At 70.4% G+C, this 15663-nt stretch carries 17 protein-coding genes; 9 read left to right on the forward strand and 8 right to left on the reverse strand.

Annotated features, from left to right (window positions below; all coding sequences use genetic code 11):
• Positions 1-59: 59 nt before the first annotated feature.
• Positions 60-923 (reverse strand): endo alpha-1,4 polygalactosaminidase, encoded by an 864-nt coding sequence (locus QWJ90_RS10760; RefSeq protein WP_290107823.1) that lies wholly within the window; start codon positions 921-923, stop codon positions 60-62.
• On the reverse strand, positions 923-1501 hold the full coding sequence (locus QWJ90_RS10765; protein ID WP_290107824.1) for a hypothetical protein: 579 nt from the start codon (positions 1499-1501) through the stop codon (positions 923-925). Before QWJ90_RS10765 ends, QWJ90_RS10760 begins: the two co-directional genes overlap by 1 nt.
• A 52-nt stretch (positions 1502-1553) precedes the next feature.
• Here QWJ90_RS10765 and QWJ90_RS10770 point away from each other — a divergent pair, with 52 nt between their 5' ends.
• Positions 1554-2081, forward strand: coding sequence for an adenine phosphoribosyltransferase (locus QWJ90_RS10770; protein WP_290107825.1), 528 nt, complete (start codon positions 1554-1556; stop codon positions 2079-2081).
• A gap of 64 nt (positions 2082-2145) precedes the next feature.
• Here QWJ90_RS10770 and QWJ90_RS10775 read toward each other — a convergent pair whose 3' ends face one another.
• Positions 2146-3582: an NCS2 family permease gene (locus tag QWJ90_RS10775; RefSeq protein WP_290107826.1), complete on the reverse strand. Its 1437-nt coding sequence runs from the start codon at positions 3580-3582 to the stop codon at positions 2146-2148.
• Positions 3583-3748: 166 nt separating this feature from the next.
• Between QWJ90_RS10775 and QWJ90_RS10780 the strand changes: the two genes are divergently transcribed.
• Together QWJ90_RS10780 and QWJ90_RS10785 are read left to right on the forward strand one after the other, a co-directional pair.
• Positions 3749-4504, forward strand: coding sequence for an SDR family NAD(P)-dependent oxidoreductase (locus tag QWJ90_RS10780; RefSeq protein ID WP_290107827.1), 756 nt, complete (start codon positions 3749-3751; stop codon positions 4502-4504).
• 109 nt (positions 4505-4613) lie between these two features.
• Complete coding sequence (locus tag QWJ90_RS10785) at positions 4614-5003, forward strand: RidA family protein (RefSeq protein WP_290107829.1); 390 nt, start codon at positions 4614-4616, stop codon at positions 5001-5003.
• A 21-nt stretch (positions 5004-5024) separates the two neighbouring features.
• Here QWJ90_RS10785 and QWJ90_RS10790 read toward each other — a convergent pair whose 3' ends face one another.
• From QWJ90_RS10790 to purS, 3 genes are read right to left on the reverse strand one after another with little or no spacing between them, the layout of a single operon-like run.
• A complete protein-coding gene (locus QWJ90_RS10790; protein ID WP_290107830.1) occupies positions 5025-5957 on the reverse strand; it encodes a 2-hydroxyacid dehydrogenase in 933 nt (310 codons plus the stop codon).
• 22 nt (positions 5958-5979) lie between these two features.
• Positions 5980-6687 carry a phosphoribosylformylglycinamidine synthase subunit PurQ gene (gene purQ / locus QWJ90_RS10795; RefSeq protein ID WP_290107831.1) on the reverse strand — a complete coding sequence of 236 codons (708 nt, stop codon included), beginning with the start codon at positions 6685-6687 and terminating at the stop codon, positions 5980-5982.
• Positions 6684-6932, reverse strand: a complete 249-nt coding sequence (purS, locus tag QWJ90_RS10800) for a phosphoribosylformylglycinamidine synthase subunit PurS (protein WP_290107832.1) — start codon at positions 6930-6932, stop codon at positions 6684-6686. The genes purQ and purS overlap by 4 nt, the downstream gene beginning before the upstream one ends.
• Before the next feature lie 193 nt (positions 6933-7125).
• On the opposite strand from purS, the gene QWJ90_RS10805 reads away from it, so the two are divergent.
• The 6 genes from QWJ90_RS10805 (at position 7126) to QWJ90_RS10830 (ending at position 13729) form a co-directional block, all read left to right on the forward strand.
• A complete protein-coding gene (locus tag QWJ90_RS10805; protein ID WP_290107833.1) occupies positions 7126-8397 on the forward strand; it encodes an ABC transporter substrate-binding protein in 1272 nt (423 codons plus the stop codon).
• A gap of 122 nt (positions 8398-8519) precedes the next feature.
• On the forward strand, positions 8520-9554 hold the full coding sequence (locus QWJ90_RS10810) for a carbohydrate ABC transporter permease (protein WP_290107834.1): 1035 nt from the start codon (positions 8520-8522) through the stop codon (positions 9552-9554).
• Between the two features lie 20 nt (positions 9555-9574).
• A complete protein-coding gene (locus tag QWJ90_RS10815; protein ID WP_290107876.1) occupies positions 9575-10441 on the forward strand; it encodes a carbohydrate ABC transporter permease in 867 nt (288 codons plus the stop codon).
• Between the two features lie 5 nt (positions 10442-10446).
• Entirely contained in the window at positions 10447-11925 is a 1479-nt protein-coding gene (locus tag QWJ90_RS10820) for a GH1 family beta-glucosidase (RefSeq protein ID WP_290107835.1), read from the forward strand.
• Positions 11926-12115: 190 nt separating this feature from the next.
• A complete protein-coding gene (locus QWJ90_RS10825; protein ID WP_290107836.1) occupies positions 12116-13147 on the forward strand; it encodes a LacI family DNA-binding transcriptional regulator in 1032 nt (343 codons plus the stop codon).
• A gap of 6 nt (positions 13148-13153) precedes the next feature.
• On the forward strand, positions 13154-13729 hold the full coding sequence (locus QWJ90_RS10830) for a GNAT family N-acetyltransferase (RefSeq protein WP_290107837.1): 576 nt from the start codon (positions 13154-13156) through the stop codon (positions 13727-13729).
• Between the two features lie 18 nt (positions 13730-13747).
• Here QWJ90_RS10830 and QWJ90_RS10835 read toward each other — a convergent pair whose 3' ends face one another.
• Positions 13748-14224, reverse strand: coding sequence for a hemerythrin domain-containing protein (locus tag QWJ90_RS10835; protein WP_290107838.1), 477 nt, complete (start codon positions 14222-14224; stop codon positions 13748-13750).
• 7 nt (positions 14225-14231) lie between these two features.
• On the reverse strand, positions 14232-15587 hold the full coding sequence (locus tag QWJ90_RS10840) for a uracil-xanthine permease family protein (RefSeq protein WP_290107839.1): 1356 nt from the start codon (positions 15585-15587) through the stop codon (positions 14232-14234).
• Positions 15588-15663: the final 76 nt, after the last annotated feature.

Here is a 15663-nt window from a genome sequence, read left to right on the forward strand (position 1 = left end):
GCCTGGGTGATTGCTATGAACGGGGTTGACACCGCCATCGCCGCGACGGTATCCGCGCGTCAGCAGCGCTGGAAGACGTAGCCGTCCTCCCCGCTCGGGACGAGATCGCGATCGCGCAGGGTGATCGGATGGTCGCCGGAGCGGCGCTCGCAGGCCCACTCGAACGCGGCCCGCGTGACCCCGTCGCGGGTGACATCCTCGGTGTCGGTGTATTCGACCTCGAGAACTCGGCTCGGATATCGGTAGGAGTCGCACTCGTCGTACACCTCGCATTCCTCCGCCACCGCCAAGTCGAACCCGAGCTCCGGTCCCGCTTCGCCGAGCTCTGCCGTGTTCTTCTGCGCGACGGCGAGCCCGCGACCGTGAGCGAGCGGGATGATCACTCGCATGTACGCCAGCGCATCGTCGAGGGTCTGCAGGCCTTGGGAGCGCTCGTGCTGGTCGAGATTGTCGGCTTCCATGGCGTCGTAGCCCGCGTCCGCGCAGCCCTCGATCCAGGCGCTCTGGATCTCCGACAGCGCTTCCCGGCTCGCCGCCGTGCGGATGTCGAACAGCGCCTCGTTCCACTCGAGATCCATCACCGGCGCGCCGCCTTCGTCGCGGAGGAGGAGGTCGGGGTGCTCCTGCTCCCACCATGCCGTCGTGCCCTCGACGCGGGCGTCGGCCGCCCCACCCGCGTCGGGCTGCGTCTGGAAGAGGTTCACGTAGCAGATCGCGTAGACGCCGTCCGGGGGAGCCTCCAAGCGGTCGCGAGCGACGATGTCGACGCCCGGAGGTGGCGGATACGCGCCGCCGAGCTGGTAGTCGAACGCTCCGCCTTCCGGCGGCAGGAGCACGCCGCCGTCGCCCGGCGCGGGCGCGGTGCATCCGACGCAGTGCAGTGCGGCGAGCGCGAGGGCGCCGACGCCTGCGAGGCGCAGCATCAGGCGGGCGGAAGGCGCAGGATGTTGGACTCGCCGACCTCGAGGTCATCGGAGAGGCGCAGGGTGCGCGCGAGACCCTCGATCGCCGGCAGCATCGTGCGGAAGCGCTCGCGGTCGGAGGACGCCGCCTGCAGCGTCACCAGCTGCGTGCCCGTGTCCCACGTGTACGTGGCGGTGAGCAGCGCGCGCTCACTCTGCGGCATGTCCATCACGAGCTTCTCGCCGGTGCCGAGGTAGGGCGAGCGGAAGTCCTCGGTGTCGTCGTACTGCATCGGCATCATGGCCCGCGCCGTGCGCAGCTGCGGGGTCAGCTCCTGCACCTGAGCGAGGGCGGCGAGCCGATCGGGGTCGTCCTTCCAGACCCACGCGAGCAGGCGGCCATCCGATCGCCTCATCATCGCCGTGGCCGCGCGGTTCGCCACCCACGAGACGAAGCCGGACCCGGGTGTCCCCTGCGACATGCCGGCGCCGCTCAGCAGCATGCGGATGGCGGCTTTGCGATGGCGGCCGCCGCGGAAACCGCGGCCGGTCACGGGAACCCAGCGAGCGGGATCGGCGTCGGCGAGCAGTCGCGTCATGAGTCCAGGTTAGGGCGTCGTCCGCACAGACGCCGCCGGTACCCTGGGGCGAGTGAACGATGCCCTCGCCCGTGCCGAATCGCTCATCGACCTCACTCCGGATTATCCGGAGCCGGGCGTGCTGTTCCGCGACATCTCCCCGCTCCTCGCCGACGCCCGCGCCCTGCGTGACGTGTGCGCAGCGCTCGCGGAGCCCTTCCGCGGCCGCTTCGACGTCGTCGGAGGCATCGAGGCGCGCGGCTTCCTCCTCGCCGGCTACGTCGCGGCGGTCGCCGGAGTGGGCGTCCTGCCCATCCGCAAGGCCGGGAAGCTGCCGAAGCCCGCCGCGGCGGTCTCGTACGAGCTCGAGTACGGCGCCGCGGCGATCGAGGCCCCGGGCGTCCTGCAGCCGGGGGAGCGCGTCCTGCTCCTCGACGACGTCCTCGCCACCGGCGGCACGCTCGCCGCCGCGCAGCAGCTCATCCGCGACCTCGGTGCGGAGGTCGCCGGCTCCGCTGTCGTGCTCGAGCTGTCCGACCTCGGCGGTCGCGCGCACGTCGGCGACGTCCACGCCCTCTTCACGGCGCGCGAATCCGCCTGAGCCGCCTCGCACGACGACGGAAGGCGCGTCCCCGGGAGGGAACGCGCCTTCCGTCGTCGTGGCCTCAGGCGCCGATCAGGGCGCGGATGGGCTCAATGGTGAAGTAGAGGACGAACAGCGCACCCACGAGCCACATGAGCCAGTGGATGTCGCGGGCCTTGCCGCGGGCCAGCTTCACGACGATGAACGCGATGAAGCCGGCGCCGATGCCATCGGCGATGGAGTACGTGAACGGCATGATGACGATCGTGAGGAACGCCGGCAGCGCGACCTCGACGTCCTTCCAGTCGATGCCCGCCACCTGCGTGAGCATGAGGAAGCCGACGAGCACGAGCGCGGGGGCCGCCGCCTCGTAGGGCACCAGCGCGACGAGCGGCGCGAAGAGCGTCGACAGCAGGAACGCGATGCCGGTCACGACCGAGGCGAGCCCGGTGCGCGCGCCGTCGCCGACGCCCGCCGTGGACTCGACGAACGCGGTGTTCGAGGAGACGGAGCCGACGCCGCCGGCGACCGCGCCGAGGGAGTCGACGACGAGGATCTGCTTCGTGCGCGGCGGGTTGCCCTGCTTGTCGAGGAGGCCGGCCTCGCCGCCGATGGCGACCATGGTGCCCATCGTGTCGAAGAAGTCCGCGAGCAGCAGCGTGAAGACGAGCAGCACCAGCGTCACGATGCCGATGTTCTGCACCGAGCCGAGGAGGTCGAACTGCCCGATCAGCGAGAAGTCGGGAACCGCGACGACACCGGAGAACGTCGGCGGCGAGTTGAATCCGCCGGGGTTGTCCTCCGCGCGGCCGCCGATGTGCATCGTGTTCTCGAGGATGATCGCGAGCGCGGTCGCAACGAGGATCGAGATGAGGATGGCGCCCTTCACGTGGCGCGCGTGCAGCACGATCGCGAGCACGAGGCCGACGACGAAGACGAGGATCGGCCACGTGCCGAGGTTGCCCAGGGCCAGGATGGTCGCGCCGTCGCCGGTCACGAAGCCCGCGTTGGCGAGGCCGATGAGGGTGATGAAGAGGCCGATGCCCGCGCCGATCGCGGTCTTCAACGGCGTCGGGACGGCGCGGAACACCGCCTCGCGGAAGCCGGTGAGGACGAGCACGAGGATGAGGAGACCCTCGATGACGATGACGCCCATGGCGTCGGCCCAGGTCACGCCGGGGAGGCCCGCGATGGAGTAGGTGACGACGGCGTTGAGACCGAGGCCGGCTGCCATCGCGAGGGGGAAGTTCGCGACGACGCCCATGAGGATCGACATGACGCCGGCGATGAGAGCCGTCGCCGACGCGATCATGCCCAGATTCGGAGCGTCGCCTCCGCCGAGGAACTGACCCGTGCCATCCGCTGAGGTGCCGATGATCAGCGGGTTGAGGACGACGATGTACGACATCGCGAAGAAGGTGACCAGGCCGCCGCGGATCTCCGTGCCGACGGTCGAGCCGCGCTCTGAGATGCGGAAGTAGCGGTCGAGGGCGCCGCGCGGCGCGGTAGTGCTCGTCATAGGGTGATCGTTCCGTCGGGGTGAGGAGTGGAGCCGGCAATCGGGACGGGCTCAGGATGGTCGTGCCGGAGCGCGACGGATCCCTCGGTCTTCGACAGGCGTAGACTGAAGGACCAAGATCCATGCGTGCGTATGGACCTTCGCGCAACAGACCGAAGGGAACATTATGACATTCGACGGGAAGGTCGCCCTCGTCACGGGCGGCGGATCGGGTATCGGCGAGGCTATCGCCAAGGAGCTCGCGAGCCTCGGAGCCAAGGTCGTCGTCAGCGACATCAACCTCGAGGGCGCGCAGCGTGTTGTGGACGAGATCGCAGCGGCGGGCGGCGAGGCCAGCGCGTTCCAGGGCAACACCGCGGTGCCCGAGGACAGCGAGAAGGCCGTCGCATTCGCGAAGGACACCTACGGCAAGCTCAACTACGCAGTGAACAACGCCGGCATCGGCGGCAAGCAGGCGCCGGCGGGCGAGGTCGACCTCGATGACTGGAAGCGCGTCATCGACATCAACCTCAACGGCGTGCTCTACGGCATGCGGCACCAGATCCCCGCAATGCTCGAGGCGGGCGCGGAAGACAGCGCGATCGTGAACATGGCCTCGATCCACGGCACCGTCGCCGCGCTCGGCAACGGCGCCTACACCGCCTCGAAGCACGCGGTCGTCGGCCTCACCAAGAACGCCGCCGCCGAGTACGGCGCCCAGGGACTCCGCATCAACGCCGTCGGCCCGGGCTACATCGACACCCCGCTGGTGAGCGCATCGCTTCCGGAGGAGGTGCTCGAGGCGCTCAAGGGCAAGCACTCGCTCGGTCGCCTGGGTCGTCCCGAGGAGATCGCGACCGTCGTGCGCTTCCTGCTCTCCGGCGACGCGTCGTTCGTCACCGGCGCCTACTGGCTGATCGACGGCGGCTACACCACGGTCTGATCCGCCTCTTCGTCGGGCCGGCTCCTCCGGGAGCCGGCCCGTCCGGCGTACCCGGCGCGGATGTCGGCGGCCCGCGTCATAATCGACCGCATCGACGAGAGGAGCCGCCATGGCCGCCCTGCCCGAACCCGTGGACGCACCCGAGGTGCTGCGGAGCCCCGCCTTCGCACAGGGGATGATCGCGCCGCCTGGTCGTCTGCTGTTCGTCGGCGGCCAGAACGGCGCCGATGCGGATGGCGCCCTGCTCGATGGTCTCGGGCCGCAGACCGAGCAGGCGCTGCGGAACCTCCTCGCCGTTCTCGCCGCGGCGGGGGCGGGGCCGGAGCACGTCGTCAAGATGACCATCCATCTCGCCGCCGGGGTGGATCCCACTGCGGCGTACGCGGCCTCGCAGGCGGTCTGGGGCACGCGGCGCACGGCGGTGACGGTGCTCTCGGTGACACCCGCGCGGCCCGGCGCCCTCGTGGAGGTCGAGGCGGTCGCGGCGCTGCCCGGCTGAGCGGCGCGCCAGCGGCTCGCGTCAGGTGTGGATGACCACGTTCACGGGCTCCTCGCCGCGAGCGAGGCGCTCGGCCTGCTCGGCGATGAGTCGCGCGATGCGCGGACGCATCGCGGCGCTGCGCCCGCCGATGTGGGGCGTGATGAAGACGCCCTCCAGCGACCACAGCGGGTGGTTCTCCGGCAGCGGCTCGGGGTCGAAGACGTCGCTCGCGACGCGGATGCGCCCGCGTCGGACATGCTCGACGAGCGCCTCGGTGTCGACGGTGGGTCCGCGGCCGACGTTCACCACGAGCGCGCCGTCGGGCAGCTGCGACAGGACCGCGTCGTCGATGAGGTGGTGGGTCTCGGCGCCCCCTGGCAGCACGTTGATGAGGATCTCGGCCCCGGGCAGCAGCTCCTCCAGCTCCGACAGGGCGTGCACACGGCGGCCGTCCTCGTCGCGCGCGCGGGAGGCGACCGGCGCGAGATCCACCTCGAACGCCTCCAGGCGCCGCGCGATGGCCTTTCCGACGCCGCCGTAGCCCAGCATGACGATGCGCCGGTCGGCGAGACCGGGCGGCATGCCCGCGTTGTCCCACACGCCGCGGTCCTGGTTGCGCACGAAGCGGTCGAGGTCGCGCTGCGCGACGAGCAGCAGCCCGATCGTCAGCTCGGCCGTCGCCGTCTCGTGCACGCTCGACGCGTTGGCGTACCTCGAGCCGGCGGGAAGCCGCTCCTCGACGCCCTCGTAGCCGATCGCCTGCCCCTGGATCAGCGTGCACTCGATGTCATGGAGACGCCCGAGCAGCCGCCCCTGGCGCATGTACGGCGGGACGACGATGTCGATCCGATCCCGCGGGGCCTGCCCCTGCCCATCCCACAGCACGACCTCGATGCCGAGCTCGGGGTCGAGCAGCGCCGAGACGTCGCCGGCGAGCTCTTCGGTGGGGACGGAGACCGTGATGCCGCTCATGCCTCGAGGCTACCGGCGCGCGTCAGGCGGCCTGTCCCACCAGCGCCGACACGGCGGACTGGAAGAAGCGCAGGCCGTCGACGCCCGACCGCATGGCGGCGGGCGTGGCTGGGCCGAAGCCGGGCTCCACGGCGTGCTCGGGATGGGGCATGAGACCCAGGACGTTGCCGTGCTCGTTCGTGACGCCCGCGATGTCGTTGAGCGACCCGTTCGGGTTCACGCCGAGGTAGCGGAAGGCGACGAGGCCCTCGCCCTCGATGCGGCGCAGCGTCTCGTCGTCGGCGATGTACCCGCCGTCGGCGTTCTTCAGCGGGATGACGATCTCCTCGCCCGCCGCGAACGCGTTCGTCCACGCGGTCGACGCGTTCTCGACGCGCAGCTTCTGGTCGCGGCGGATGAACTGCTGGTGCGCGTTGCGGATGAGGCCGCCCGGCAGCAGGTGCGCCTCGACGAGCATCTGGAAGCCGTTGCAGATGCCGAGGACGGGCATGCCCTTCGCGCTCGCGGCGGCGACCTCGGCCATGATCGGCGCGTGTGCGGCGATGGCACCGGCGCGCAGGTAGTCGCCGTACGAGAAGCCGCCGGGCAGGATCACCGCGTCGACGCCTTCGAGGTCGTGCGAGCCGTGCCAGAGGGCGACGGGCTCCCCGCCGGCGACGCGGACGGCGCGCTGCGCGTCGCGGTCGTCGAGGGAGCCGGGGAAGGTGATGACCCCGATGCGGGCAGTCACTCCACCACTCCGATGTTCACGACGTCCTCGATCACGCCGTTGGAGAGGATCTCGTCGGCGATGCTCTTCGCCTCGGCGAGCACCTCATCGGTGACCTCGCCCTCGACGGTCAGTTCGATGCGCTTGCCGATGCGGACGTTCTGAAACGCGCCGTGGCCGAGGCGCGCCAGGGAGCCGGTCACGGCCTTCCCCTGCGGATCCAGCAGCTCGGCCTTGGGCATGACGTCGACGACGATGGTGGGCATGAGATGAGCTCCGGATGTCGCGGGCGGGGGATCGACTCCAGTCTAGTCCGCGCATGGCTGAGCGAGAGCCCGCCCCCGAGGTGCAGGGGGCGACGTCACAGAGCGGACTTGACGCCGTGAGAGCGCTCCCATAGAGTCCTCGTCAACGCCGTGGGAGCGCTCTCACGGCGGTCCCACCCACAAAGGAGTGACTGTGAACTCTCGTGCCATCCGCCGCGGCGCCGCCGCGGTCAGCGCTCTCGCGATCGGCGGTGTCGTCCTGGCCGGCTGCGCCGGCTCCGCGGAGGAATCCGCCTCGGACGATCCGAACGCCCCCATCGAGCTCTCGATCGCCACCTTCAACGACTTCGGCTACACGGACGATCTCCTCCAGGAGTACATGGACGAGCACCCGAACGTGACCATCGTCCACAACAAGGCCGCGACGTCGAACGACGCCCGTGCGAACTTCTTCCAGAAGCTCGGCAACTCGGGCCTCGCGGACATCGAGGCGATCGAGGTCGACTGGCTCGCCGAGATGATGGAGTACTCGGATCTGCTGCAGCCGGTTCCGGACGACCTCAAGGGGCGCTGGCTGGACTGGAAGGAGGCCGCGGCGACCGACGCCGAGGGCAACCTCGTCGCATACGGCACCGACATCGGCCCGCAGGCCGTCTGCTACCGCTCCGACCTGTTCGAGGCGGCCGGCCTGCCCACCGACCGTGAAGAGGTCGCGGGGCTCTTCACGACCTGGGATGACTTCTTCACCGTCGGCCAGGAGTACGTCGACAAGACGGGCAAGCCGTTCATCGACTCGGCGAACACCGTGCTGCAGGGCCTCATGAACCAGGTCGAGGTGAGCTACGAGGAGGCCGACGGCACCGTCGTCGCCACGGAGAACCCCGACGTCCGCGAGGTCTACGACACGGTCGTCGAGCGCGCGGTACCGATTTCGGCCTACCCCGCCCAGTGGGGCGACGACTGGTACGCCTCCCTCGCCAACGGCGAGTTCCCGGTGATGCTCTGCCCCGGCTGGATGCACGGCATCATCTCGGGCGAGGGGCCGGAAGTGGAGGGATGGGACATCGCCGATGTCTTCCCGGGCGGCGGCGGCAACTGGGGCGGCTCGTACCTGACGGTCCCTGCGAACGGCGCGCACGTCGAGGCCGCGCAGGAGCTCGCCGAGTGGCTGTCCTCCCCCGAGACGCAGGTGAAGGCCTTCGGCAATGCGGGCACGTTCCCGAGCCAGACCGAGGCCTACGAGAGCGACGACCTCACCGGCTTCACGAACGAGTTCTTCAATGACGCGCCGACCGGTCAGATCGGCGTCAACCGTGCTGAGGCCGTGACGGTGTCGCCCGTGAAGGGTGCGAAGTACTTCCAGTTCCACGACGCGCTGCAGAGCGCCGTGACCCGCGTTTTCGACGGCATCGAGGACCAGGAGACGAGCTGGCAGACCTGGGTCGACGAGGTCTCCGGGTTCTGACCCGGTGACGTGCGGCGGGCGGTGGAGCCGCTCCGGCCATCCGCCCGCCGCACTCCTCCCACCCACCGCGCAGGCCCCCCGCCCGCCGCGCACCGACCATCCGAACACCCCGAGGGGACGCCGTGACCATCACCGCCACCCGTCCGGCGAGCGCGGAGACGCCGCCGCCGGAACGGCCCATCCGAGTGCTCTCGTTCTCGCAGCGGCTCAGCCGCTGGGACATGAAGCTCTCCCCGTACCTCTACATCTCGCCGTTCTTCGTGCTGTTCGCGATCGTCGGCCTCTTCCCGATCGCGTACACGGGTGTCATCTCGTTCATGGACTGGGACCAGGTCCGCCGGTCCGGCGAGTTCGTGGGGTTCGACCAGTACGTCTGGATCCTCACGCAGCCGAAGTTCTGGACAGCGCTCGGCAACACCTTCAGCATCTTCCTGCTCTCGAGCGTGCCGCAGCTCATCCTCGCGCTGTTCATCGCCGCCATGCTCGACCGTCACATCCGCGCCAGGACGTTCTGGCGCATGAGCGCGCTGCTGCCGTACGTCGTGGCTCCCGTCGCCGTCGGCCTCATCTTCAACGCGCTGTTCGCGGACAAGTCCGGCACGATCAACGGCTTCTTCGAGTGGATCGGCATCGGCGCCATCCCCTGGCACGTGGAGCCGTTCTGGAGCCACATCGCCATCGCGACGATGGTGAACTATCGCTGGACCGGCTACAACGCGCTGATCCTGCTCGCGGCGATGCAGGCCATCCCGCGCGACTACTACGAGGCAGCGACCGTCGACGGCGCCGGCGCGTTCCGCCAATTCATGAGCATCACGCTGCCCTCGCTCAAGCCCACGCTCATCTTCGTGGTCATCACCTCGACCATCGGCGGCCTGCAGATCTTCGACGAGCCGCGGATGTTCGACCAGTTCGGCCGCGGCGGATCCGCTCAGCAGTGGCTGACGATCACGCTCTACCTCTACGACATCGGCTGGGGCGAGTGGAACTTCGGCCGCGCCGCCGCGATGGCCTGGATCCTGTTCATCATCATCCTCGCGATCGGACTCATCAACCTGCTCGTCACGCGCTCGCTCGTGCGCGACGAGGGACGACGCGGCGCGCAGCTGTCGCGACGCGGACGACGAGCACTCAAGCGAGCGGAGGCCCGCCGATGACCGCCACCTCGACCCTCGTCATGAAGGACGCACCCGCGTCCAAGCAGCGCACGGTGCGCATCCGCGGTGCGCGCCCGGGCTTCTGGGTCTACGCAGGCCTCGCGGTGGTGCTCATCGCGAGCGTCTTCCCGCTGTACTTCTCGTTCCTCATCGGATCCGGCGACTCCTCGACCCTCCGCGACCCGAACAAGTCGTGGATCCCGGGCGGCAACTTCATCGCCAACGCCCTGTCGGTCGTGAACGACCCGGCCGTGAACTTCTGGCGCGCGCTGTGGAACTCGGTGTGGAGCTCGACCCTCATCGCCGTGAGCGTCGTCGTCTTCTCCACGCTCGCGGGCTGGGCCTTCGCGAAGCTGCGCTTCCCCGGCGGCAGGGGCCTGCTGGCGTTCGTCGTCGCGACGATGGCGGTGCCGCAGCAGCTCGGTGTCGTGCCGATGTACATCCTCTTCAGTGAGGTCGGCTGGACGGGCGAGATCGGCGCGATCATCATCCCCGCGCTCACCAGCGCATTCGGCGTGTTCTGGATGACCCAGTACCTGCAGCAGGCGGTGCCCGATGAGCTCATCGAGGCGGCGCGCATGGACGGCGCGTCGATGATCCGCACCTTCTGGACGGTGGGCGTGACGGCAGCGCGGCCGGCGGCGGCGATGCTCTTCCTCTTCACGTTCGTCACCGCCTGGAACAACTTCTTCTGGCCGTTCATCGTCCTGGACCGTCAGAACCCGACCCTGCCGGTGGCGTTGTCGCTGCTGCAGTCGAACCACTTCGTGGACTACTCGATCGTGCTCGCGGGCGTCGTGCTCGCGACGCTGCCCCTGCTTCTCCTCTTCGCGGTCGCCGGAAAGCAGCTCGTCAGTGGCATCATGGCCGGTGCGGTGAAGGGATGATGCACATGACACGTTCATTTCCGGAGGACTTCCTCTTCGGTGCGGCCACGGCCGCCTACCAGATCGAGGGCGCGGCGTTCGAGGATGGCCGCACCGCGTCCATCTGGGACGCCTTCGCCCGGGTGCCCGGTGCGGTGATCAGCGGCGACACCGGCGACCTCGCGTGCGACCACTACCACCGCTACCGCGAGGACGTGGCGCTGATGAAGCGCCTGGGGCTGCAGAGCTACCGGTTCTCGACGTCGTGGTCGCGCGTGCGCCCCGACGGCGGCGCGGTCAACGCGAAGGGCGTCGACTTCTACTCGCGCCTGGTCGACGAGCTGCTCGAGGCCGACATCCTTCCGTGGCTGACGCTGTACCACTGGGACATGCCGCAGGCCCTCGAGGAGAAGGGGGGCTGGACCTCGCGCGACACGGTGGAGCGGTTCGTCGAGTACACCGCGACGATGCACGAGGCGCTCGGCGACCGCGTCACGCACTGGACCACGTTCAACGAGCCGTGGTGCTCGTCGTTCCTGTCCTACACCGCCGGCGCCCACGCGCCGGGACGGCAGAGCGTGCGCGACGGGCTCCTGGCCTCGCATCATCTCCTCCTCGCGCACGGTCGTGCGGTGCAGGAGCTGCGCGGCCGCGGCGCCGAGCACGTGGGGATCACGCTGAACCTCACCAACGCGGAGCCCGTCGACGCCTCGGACGCTACCGACCTCGACGCCGCGCGCCGGATCGACGGCCAGTTCAACCGCTGGTTCCTCGCCCCGATCTTCCACGCGACGTATCCGGGCGACATCGTCGAGGACATCCGGGATGCGGACGCGAACGCCGTCGAGGAGCTGCGCTGCGCCGTGCGCGACGGCGATCTCGCGACGATCTCCACGCCGATCGACTTCCTCGGCGTGAACTACTATCACGGCGAGTACGTCTCGGGTCGGCCCTCGCCCACGCCGGTGCCCGGCGGCGACGCGCCGACCGATCGCCACGTCGCATCTCCCTTCCCCTCGCACGAGGCGATCCACTGGCACGAGCGCGGCTACGAGCGCACGAACATGGGGTGGGAGATCGACCCGGCGGGGCTCACCCGGCTGCTCGAGCGGGTGTCGGAGGAGTACGCGCACGACGTGCCGCTGTACGTGACCGAGAACGGCGCCGCCGGCGACGACCACCTCGCGGATGGCCGCATCGACGATGCGCAGCGGGTCGCCTTCGTGCGCGACCACGTGGTCGCGGTGCGCGACGCCCTCGACCGGGGTGTCGACGTGCGCGGCTACTTCTACTGGTCGCTGCTGGACAACTACGAGTGGGCGTGGGGCTACGCGCGCCGCTTCGGCATCGTCCATGTGGACTACGCCACGCAGGAGCGCACGGTGAAGGAGTCGGGCCGCGAGTACGCGCGGATCATCGCCGCCCGCGCCGTGGACGGCGGAGGGGAGCCTGCAGAGGCGGATCCGGCGGCCGTCGAGCCGGAGGGGCTGCTCGCACCGAGCTGACGCGGCTGGGCCGGGTGGCCTCCTCCACCCGGCCCAGGGCCCCTCTCGCCGCGTTCCGCATCCACCTGAGTCGCGCGTCCAGGCCCGCACGCGGCTCCGACACGGGTCAATGACCGAGAGCGGGCGGAGAACCGGGTGCGCCCGGCACCTTCTCGCGAGAAGATGTCCTGACGAGAGAAGGAGCCTGCGGATGAGCGTGGATGCCGGCGTGGGACGCGTTCCAGCGACGCTGGAGCAGGTCGCCGCGCGCGCCGGAGTATCGCGCTCCACGGTGTCGCGGGTGGTGAACGGCGGCGACCGGGTGAGCCCCGAGGCGCTCGAGTCGGTGAAGCGGGCGATCTCCGAGCTCAACTACGTGCCGAACCGGGCCGCGCGGTCGCTGGCCAGCAGGCAGACCCAGGCGATCGCGCTGGTCGTGCCGGAGGACACCACGCGGTTCTTCGGGGATCCGTTCTTCGCGGCGATCGTCTCCGGCATCAACCAGCGGCTCTCCCGATCCGAGCACATGCTCAACCTCATCGTCGCGTCGGACGACCCGGGCGACAAGGCGACCACGTTCCTCGCCGGCGGCAACGTCGACGGCGCCCTCGTCGTCTCGCACCACACGAGCGACACGTACATCGACCGCATCTCGGCGTCCGTGCCGGTGGTCTTCGGCGGTCGCCCCGCCCGGGAGCGGCCGGACGACTACTTCGTCGACGTCGACAACGTCGCGGGCGGCCGTGTCGCGACCGAGTATCTCCTCAGCCGCGGCCACCGGCGCATCGGCATGATCACCGGTCCCCTCGACATGCCGGCCGGCATCGACCGCCTCACCGGGTTCCGCGACGCGCTCGCCGAGGGGGGCATCGAGCCCGGACCCGTCGGAGACGGCGACTTCACCGCGCGCGGCGGCGCGGCGGCCATGCGCGAGATCCTCGATCGGGCCGCCGCGGGCGAGCCCCTGCCGGACGCTCTGTTCGTCGCGAGCGATCTCATGGCGCGCGGTGTTCTCGAGGTGCTCGCACGGGCGGGCAAGCGCGTCCCGCGCGACATCGCGATCATCGGGTTCGACGACTCGCCGGTCGCGACCAGCGTCACTCCCGCGCTCACGACCATCCGCCAGCCGTCGCTCGAGCAGGGCGAGGCGATGGCCGACGTCCTCCTTGCGAGACTGGCCGGACTCGACCCGCCGCGGGTGACCATCCTGCCCGCCGAGCTCGTGGTGCGCCAGAGCGCGTAGTCGATCATGACGATCGAGGTGCGCCCCGCGACGGTGTTCGAGGACGTCAAGACGCTCGTGGGGCCGAGGCGCCCCGATGCGAGCGTGTGCTGGTGCCTCAGCCATCGACTGCCCTCGAAGCAGAACAACGCGCTGCGCGGACAGGAGCGCGGTGCCTTCGTGGCGGAGATGTGCCGGTCGGACCTGCCGCCGGGCGTGATCGCCTACGACGGCGGCGAGCCGGTCGGATGGGCCGGGGTCGCGCCGCGCGCGGACACGCAGTTCGCGCGCAGTCGGCGCATCCCGCACGTGGACGGCCCCGACCCCTGGTGCATCTGGTGCCTTCGGGTGCGTCCCGGGTATCGGGGGCGCGGCATCCTGCACCCGCTGCTGGAGGGCGCGGTCGAGTTCGCCCGGGAGCGCGGGGCGGCCGCGATCGAGGGGTACCCCGTCGACAACGGCGGGCAGAAGGTCGATCTCACGATGGCGTTCGTGGGGTTCCGGTCGCTGTTCGAGGAGGCCGGGTTCGTGAAGGCCTCCGACACCGAGGCCGTCGCGGGCGGGATCCCGCGCGTGCTCATGCGCCGCGAGCTCGGCGCCTGACGGCGTCGGGCCCGGGCTTCAGAAGGGGCCGAGCGCGTCCTCGACCGGCGCGTCGAGGGCGAGGGTCCGGAGAACAGCGAGCAACTGGCGCTCCTCATAGCCGAAGTGCGACTCCATGATCGCCGCGACGCCCTCGAGGTGGCGGAGCAACTCGGACGGCGACTGGCCGTGGTCGACTGCCTCCTGCAGGCCGCCGAGCAGGTGAGCGATCATCGAGTGGTCCTGCTCGAGCTTGCGGATGGTGTCGCGCAGCTCGGGGTGCTCGCTCGCGATCGCGGGGAAGAGCGTGCGGTCCTCGGCGCGGTGGTGAGCGGCGAGGGCGGCGCAGAACCCGTGGCAGAACAGGAGCAGCTCTCGAGTGGCACCCTCGGCCGTCCGCCCATCGGCCTCGACCGCCTCGCGCGTCACGCGCAGTGCGTCGCGCAGGCGCTCGTGCACGGCACGCAGCTCGCCGGCCCACGCGACGAACCGCGCCTTCTCGCCCCCGCTCGCCATCGCGCGCTCAGTCCAGCGGGTCTCCGCCGAGCTGGCCGACGGCGGGGATGGGCCCGCCGTCGTCGGCGCCGGTGCGCCGAGCGCGGGCGATGAGGTTGCCGAGGTGGTAGATCACGAGCGCCGCCACCGTGCCGAGCACGATGCCGCCGAACGCGAAGTCGCCGAGGTTGAGGCTGAAGCCCGCGATGCCCATGACGAGCGAGACCGCGGCGGTGTACTGGTTGACCGGGCGCGAGAAATCGACACGATTGTCGACCCAGATCTTGATGCCGATGATGCCGATGAGTCCGTAGAGGGCGGTGGTGGCCCCGCCGAGCACGCCGGCGGGAATCGAGTTGAACACCTCGCCGACCTTGGGCGAGAACGCCAGCAGCACAGCGAAGCCGCCCGCGATCCAGTACACCGCGGTCGAGTAGACGCGGGTGGCGGCCATCACGCCGATGTTCTCGCCGTACGTCGTCGTGCCCGAGCCGCCGAAGCCGCCGGCGAGCGCGGTCGCCGCGCCATCGGCGATGAGCGCGCGCCCGGTGTGACGGTTGACCGAGGTGTCGGTCATGGTGGCGACGCCGCGGACGTGCCCGACGTTCTCGGCGACGAGCACGAGCACGACGGGGAGGAACATCGCGATCGTCGTCCACGTGCCGGGGGAGACGAAGTCCGGCAGGTGGAACTGCGGCAGCCCGACCCAGGGGGCGTCGGCGATGAGCTCGGCCGGCGTCTTCCCGCCGCGGAGCGGGTTCGGCACGCTGAACGATCCGCGGAAGGCCGCGAAGACAAAGCCGACGACCACGCCGAGGAAGATCGAGATGCGCCCGAGGAAGCCGCGGAAGAGCACGGCGAAGAGCACGACCGCAGCCAGCGTGACGGTCGCGGTCGCGCCATCCGCCTGGAAGTTCGTCCACGCGGTGGGGGCGAGGTTGAAGCCGATGAGCGCCACGATCGCGCCGGCCACCACCGGCGGCATGAGCGCATCGACCCACGCGAGCCCCGCGACCTGCACGACCACGCCGACGAGGGCCAGCAGCACGCCCACGGCCACGACTCCCGCGAGCGCGGAGCCGAGGCCGCCGGCCGCGACGGCGGCAGTGATGGGCGCGATGAACGCGAACGACGAGCCGAGGTAGCTGGGCAGCTGGTTGCGCGTGACGAGGAGGAACAGGATCGTGCCGAGCCCGCTGAACAGCAGCGTGGTCGAGACGGGGAACCCGGTCAGCGAAGGGACGAGGAACGTCGCACCGAACATCGCCACGACGTGCTGAACGCCCATCGCGACCGTCGCGGGCCACGAGAGTCGCTCGGTCGGGGCGACGACGGCGCCGGGGGCGACGGTGCGGCCATCGCCGTGCACGGTCCAGAGGGGCATGGGGTCTCCTTCGAGAGGGCCGCGCAGGATGGCCGATTCGGGCGGCCGCGTGCGCGTCAGAAGAGCGGATGGCCGG

The organism is Microbacterium oryzae, assembly GCF_030406385.1.
In the GTDB taxonomy this organism is placed as follows: domain Bacteria; phylum Actinomycetota; class Actinomycetes; order Actinomycetales; family Microbacteriaceae; genus Microbacterium; species Microbacterium oryzae_A.